This is a genomic window from Skermanella sp. (assembly GCF_059503625.1).
On record NZ_JCACHA010001081.1, the window covers coordinates 1 to 5650 of the forward strand.

The window sequence follows — 5650 nt, forward strand, 5'->3', positions numbered from 1 at the left end:
TGTCCTGCCGCAACGCATTCAGAATACAGCAGTTCTTCATAGACGGGCTCTTAAACCCGCTCTACGAGAAATTAACGCCATTGCACCGTTCAGTTTATCCGTGCTGCCTGTCAAACACGGTAAGCGTGTAACTCAAATCAACGTTGGCTGGTGGAAGAAGGTCGGTGAAGCGTTGCGGGACGCAAACGCGGAGCTGCAGCGTCCGAGGATTGGTCGGCGTGCTCGTTTCGCCAATGCTGTCGAGCATGTCGTAAATCCTGTGCCTTCAGCCAACCGTCTGGCACGACGAAAACCGTTTGACAGGACGTTAGAACGTTCCCCGAAAACCTCATAGTTAGTGTTGTGAAGTTATCCACAAGCAGGCCATGCCGCTGCCCCGAAAACCTCATAGTTGACCCCGAATCTCTCATAGAAGCCCCCGAAAACCTCATACTTGCTCCCCGATAACCTCACTTGAGTCCCCGAATTCCTCACAGTTTGAACCGCAAGTGGCTGATTTCGCGCAACAATTTCTCATATAAAGTTAGAACTAAAAAGAATAAAGAATGATTGGAATAGCGCCACCTGTGGATAAACGTTGGTCCCAAATGAAGCCACAGCACCCCTAACTGACTTTGTGGGATTGCCGATCATGCGACGATGAGCGGGAGCACGAGGCGGGACATCGTTGCGTGGATTATGTCTTCGCCAGTCGCGGGCAGGCGTTCGTGGTCGCGCGCGTGCCGGCGCGACCGTGATAGCCAGGCGAAGGTCCATTTTACCACCCGGGACGGAGGATAACCTGAAGGCCCTTCGGCTCTCTTCCAAGCCGTAGCGCCAGAGGTGGCGGTCGCGGCGCTTCGGCACCGCGATACGTCAACCCTGCTCGGCTTCGAGCCAGCGCGCGAAGGCGCGACTAGGTCGGACGACGACGCGCAAGCTTCTCCGCAGCCCACTTCGCGCCAAATGCCAATGGGCGGACTGGACCAAACGTAAAAGGAACGAGTTGAATTGTTTAAACAGCCTACCCTACGGACTGCATCGAGAAGCGGGTAAGCCGCCCGCTTCATCATGGCGAGCCGGCCATCAGTCCATAGCAATGTTCCAGCGAGGAGCCCCCATGAACAACGACCCGGAAACTCCATACGACCCAAGCTTGCGCCCACTCGCAAGCAGACGCATCCGCAATGATGGCGGCAGGCTTGGCCGCCTGATGAGGGCGGACGCCACTAAGCGGCGTTTGCGAGCTTGCCAAATGAGCGAGCAGGGTAATCACCATGGCGCCGAGCGCCTGAGCCATGATGCCACATTCCTCGAGCGCCATGCCGATCGCCTCTGCGACCCGCTCGAGGTGGTCGGCAGCCCGTTGAGGGCAGGCATCGGAGGCGAGGTGCTCTCGGCTGACCCTGAGAAGGCTACCCCCTACCAGGATGAGGTGCAGCAATCGCCGGACCTCCTGGCTGCCGAAGCCACCGAGCACCGGCTGGCACTCACGGCCAAGGTGTCGGGCGCGGCGCTGACCCTGGGCCTGGAGATGACGGAGAGCATCGGTGCGCGCAATGCGCTGGAGCGCAACCTGGCACACCAGATCGCGGCGATGCACACGCTTGGAATGACCCTGGTCGCCCGGGCGAGCAGCTTTGCGGCCGACGTCAAACCCTGGGCATCCGAGCCCCGGCAGCAGGTCCAGAGTATAGAGGCAGCCCGGATGGCGCGGGCTGCGGCACGGGCCCTGGAGACCTCACAGCGCGGCATGCTTGCCCTGGAGAGGCTGCGGAACGGCGGCCAGCAAGTCGTGACGGTCCAGTATGTGAACGTGCAGGAGGGCGGAGCCGCCGTGATCGCGGGACGCATGGACCCGGGGGGAGGTCGAAAATGAGCGACCCTCTCGCGTCCCTGGCCAAGCCCCGGCCCGGCGCACGGACATTGGAGGGGCTGGAGCGGTGCCGGCGGGCGACTTGGAAGCATGGCGGCCGAAGTGCCGAAGTCATTGAGGGCCAGCGGCTCCGGGGCGAGGCGCGGCGTGTCGCCGCGAGACTGCGCGCCCTGATCCAACAGGCCGAGGCCCTGCTGGATCCCCCGGTTGGTCATTGAGGCCGCGCTCGCTTGGCTGCGTAGGGTCTCGGCCCTGCGGAGTACCCGCAATGCTGTCCTCAAGCGGAGAGCTGTCGGCGATAATGGCAGACCGGCCCCGAAGCTGCTGGCTGCACCACCTAGACTCAAATTTGAATCCATTGCACCCAATGGTATCCCCGGGCTCGGTCGTCGTTCTTTGTCTGTGCCGGAACGACCAAGCCATGGAGGAGGGGGATGCCGAGGATCCCACGCGAGGAGCATGCGACGATCGTCCGCCGGGTCGACGTCGAGGGACACAAGGTGGCTGAGGTCGCAGCGGCCTATGGCTGCACGCCCGCCAATATCTACGCCATCCTGGCCAAGCAGCGCCGGCAGGAGACCGGTGAGGCCAGCTCAGCCGTGCTACCTCCCGGCCCGGTCGAAGTGGAGCCTGCTCCCCAGCCCGTATCCGTGCTCGCCACTTCGGCCGACCTCTTCGCTGGCCTGCCGGAGGCGCCAGCGGGGCCCATGCCTCCACCCCCGCCGGCCGCCACCGCGCCTGGCTTGCCGCTGCCCGAGCCGGAGCGACCGCCGCCGGCCACGCCTACCAAGCCTGACCAGCCGGGCTCGCAGCCAAGACCTTCCGCTCCCAGCCGCGCTGGGCGCGGCGCCGCGGCGTCGAAACCCGCAGGGCCAGCATCGCCGCCACGGGCGGGCAAGGCAGGGTATGCCTTGCTGATGCGGACCAGCGATGGCGAGGAGGCGGTGAACCCCTTTCGCTCACTCGATGAGCTGCTGTCTGCGGCAAAGCCGCTACTGCGTACTGCCGCGCGCAGTCCTGAGCCGATCTGGTTCTCGATCCAGCAAGTGGACCTTGATGCCCTTGTCGACGACGCCTGAGAACGCGCCGGGGACGGCCTGACCGGGTTCGCGGAACTGGGCAACAGCACACTGTCCGGCGATGCGATGGCTCCGTCGAGGTGCCGGCTGCCGGTTTTCTTTGGCCTCGCATCGTCGAGGGCTGTATGGCGCGGCCGGACCATTCATGGAGGGGCGTTTTGACCAAGGACGATTTTGTCGCACTCGTTGCCGAGCGGGGCGCCATGACCAAGGCTGATGCCAGCCGCGCCGTCGACGCCTTCTGCGGCGCGGTCACCGCTGCCATGGGGAGGGGCGAAGACGTCAAGCTGACCGGCTTCGGCAGTTTCGAGCGGCAGGAGCGTGGCGAGCGCCAGGGGCGCAACATCCGGACCGGCGAGGCGCTGACGATCGCCGCCTCGAAAGTCGTTCGCTTTTCGGTTGGCGCCAAATTGAAGGCCGCCGTCAACAGCAGGGCGGACGAGCTGGGCAGTAGCGCTGCCTAACCCCTGCATCCGGGATCGACTCAAGCGAGGTCGGCGCTGGCCCGATTGTGGCGGCTGGCTGAGCAACGCGCGCCGTCGGCCTCTGCCGGCCGACGTGGCGGTTCTCGGCATCCTAACCACGCGAGGAGCATGCCTCGGCAAGGACTGGCATAAGCCGCACCCGGAGAGGGGAGGGCGGGCCGGGAGCGCCTTGCCGGCCGCTGAGTTGACGACGGTCTCTCCGATTTTCCCCTCCAAGCCGCCAATGGTACGCAGGCATGCATGGCGAGGTACGCAGGGGGTACGCACCATGTCCTAGGCGCGCGGGGAGGGTGCGTACCAGCGAGGCTGAGCCGGCCATGATGGTGCCCGGATGCCAGTCCTGTCGCTGGTAGTGTGCTCCGTTCCTGCAGTGCGACACTCCAGGTGCGCAGGGGTGCGCGGGGGGTGCGCACCATCTCCTACGCGCGCGGGAGGGTGCGCACTCGTCGGGCGGGATGGCATTCCCGGCGCGAACAGGCTTCGCATGGCACCCCACGCTGCCCAATCTTTTCATTGCAATCTTGAAAATAGAAGGCAGCAACCCCATCTTTGCTGCACGAGAGGCATGGCCCTGCCGGCACCCTCGCTCCCCTGATCGCATAGCGCTTCATTCACTCCCGAGGGTCGAGCACAAGCTGGCCGGCTGCGGGGCTATCCCGCGCCGCCCCTGATCGGGCTCAGGGCTGGACCATCGGTCTCTCGTCCTCCCTCGTCCTCGCATTCGGGCGGGTGCCCATGGCGTCGTCATCGGCGCCATGGCTGCCCGGCACCGCGCATCCGGCACTGAGCCGGCCGCTTCTGCGAACCCTCATCCCTGCCAGCGGTGACACGGGGATGCATGCGACGAGGGCCATCCGGCGCCGGCTGCTCCACGTGCAGCACGGTCCGGATCTACCGCCTGCGTGCGGCAGCCCCACGCGGCCATGCCGCGTCAAACGGTGCGGCTGGTCCAGGCGTCCTTGCCTCCGCCGGCCGCACGCGGTGCCGGCTTCATCAGGGTCACACCGCGACATTCCGGCCAGCCCCGGTTCCTCGACGGCCGGCTGGCTGTGCGACCTCCCACGATTATCAAGGTCCGCTCCAGCCCGGTGGCTGCTTTGGCAGCCTGCCGGGCTGAATGCCCAACCCCTCCAGCCCGTCTCGGCAGCTCCGAGCCGACCGTCGCGGCCCCTTGAGCAAGGCCGAAACCCTGTTGGAGATCACCATGACCCCCATCAGCATCCTCAGCTACCAGGGCAGGCCCATCCGCCTCCGCGGCACCATGCTGAACCTGACCGACATGTGGCGGGCAGCAGGCTGCCCGGAGTACCGGCGCCCCATCCACTGGCTGGTCCTCGAGGAGACCACACGCTTTCGCACCCACGCCCAGACGCACTGGACCGACCCCGACGGGCCGGTCAGCCAAAATATCATCCAGGATGATATTACCCGCCTCGACCCCGATGGCTTCGTTGCCACCGCCCGCGGCCGTCACGGCGGTACCTGGGCGCACTGGCAACTCGCCCTGGCCTATGCCCGCTACCTGTCGCCCGAGTTCCATCTCTGGTGCAACACCGTCGTCCGTACCGCCCTGGTGTGGCACGGCGGCCGGTCCGCCACGGACCATGATCCGCTGCGGCAGCACCTCGCCCGACAGTTTCGCACACTGCATGACCGGCTCGACACGCTCGAGCGGCACGCGGCGGACCTGATGTTCCTGCAGCTATCCGCGCAGGAACTCGTACTAGGCAACCGGCTGGAGTTCACCGGGCTGGGTCGGAGCATCATCACCAAGGTCGTGGCGGCCGAGCCCTTCGACGGCCAGTGCCCCTGCTGCTTGCGCGAGCGCGTTCTCACCGAGGCCGGTCGCGTGGTGCCCGGCGCCGAGTTCGACCACTTCTTCCACCGCAGCTTGAACAAGCCGGAGCATGGGTGGTTGATCTGCGCGGCGTGCCATGCCGAGCTGACCCATGGTGGCTACCTCGTCCGCTTCATGCGGGTGCCCGAGTTCCGCGCCTTCCAGGGCGCGGTGTTCGAGCACCGGCGCCGCGAGCGAACTGCTCCCGGCGACCAAGCGACATAGCCACCAACTGCCTTTTCTGGTGAAAGACACGCAAGAGCCCCATGACCTCAGCCCGAGGTCATGGGGCTTTTTGCGTTTCCAACTCCGGGCGGCCCCCGCTGCATCAGGATTGGGGCTTAGAGCACTTTGATGTTGCTTGGAATCGCGCGTTCTGATTCGACGCTGTTGA

6 protein-coding genes are annotated in these 5650 nt (G+C 65.4%); all 6 read left to right on the forward strand.

Features of this window, described 5'->3' with window-relative positions; translation table 11 throughout:
- On the forward strand, window positions 1–334 hold a 334-nt coding region (locus AC5JJ6_RS38980; protein ID WP_496047193.1), incomplete at its 5' end, for a hypothetical protein.
- Window positions 335–1234: 900 nt separating this feature from the next.
- Window positions 1235–1858: a hypothetical protein gene (locus AC5JJ6_RS38985; RefSeq protein WP_496047194.1), complete on the forward strand. Its 624-nt coding sequence runs from the start codon at window positions 1235–1237 to the stop codon at window positions 1856–1858.
- On the forward strand, window positions 1855–2073 hold the full coding sequence (locus AC5JJ6_RS38990) for a hypothetical protein (RefSeq protein WP_496047195.1): 219 nt from the start codon (window positions 1855–1857) through the stop codon (window positions 2071–2073). Before AC5JJ6_RS38985 ends, AC5JJ6_RS38990 begins: the two co-directional genes overlap by 4 nt.
- A gap of 216 nt (window positions 2074–2289) precedes the next feature.
- A complete protein-coding gene (locus AC5JJ6_RS38995; RefSeq protein WP_496047196.1) occupies window positions 2290–2934 on the forward strand; it encodes a hypothetical protein in 645 nt (214 codons plus the stop codon).
- A 158-nt stretch (window positions 2935–3092) separates the two neighbouring features.
- On the forward strand, window positions 3093–3398 hold the full coding sequence (locus AC5JJ6_RS39000; RefSeq protein ID WP_496047197.1) for an HU family DNA-binding protein: 306 nt from the start codon (window positions 3093–3095) through the stop codon (window positions 3396–3398).
- 1225 nt (window positions 3399–4623) lie between these two features.
- The gene (locus AC5JJ6_RS39005) at window positions 4624–5481 is read left to right on the forward strand and encodes a KilA-N domain-containing protein (RefSeq protein WP_496047198.1); all 858 of its coding nucleotides are present in this window, start codon (window positions 4624–4626) and stop codon (window positions 5479–5481) included.
- Window positions 5482–5650 lie beyond the last annotated feature (169 nt).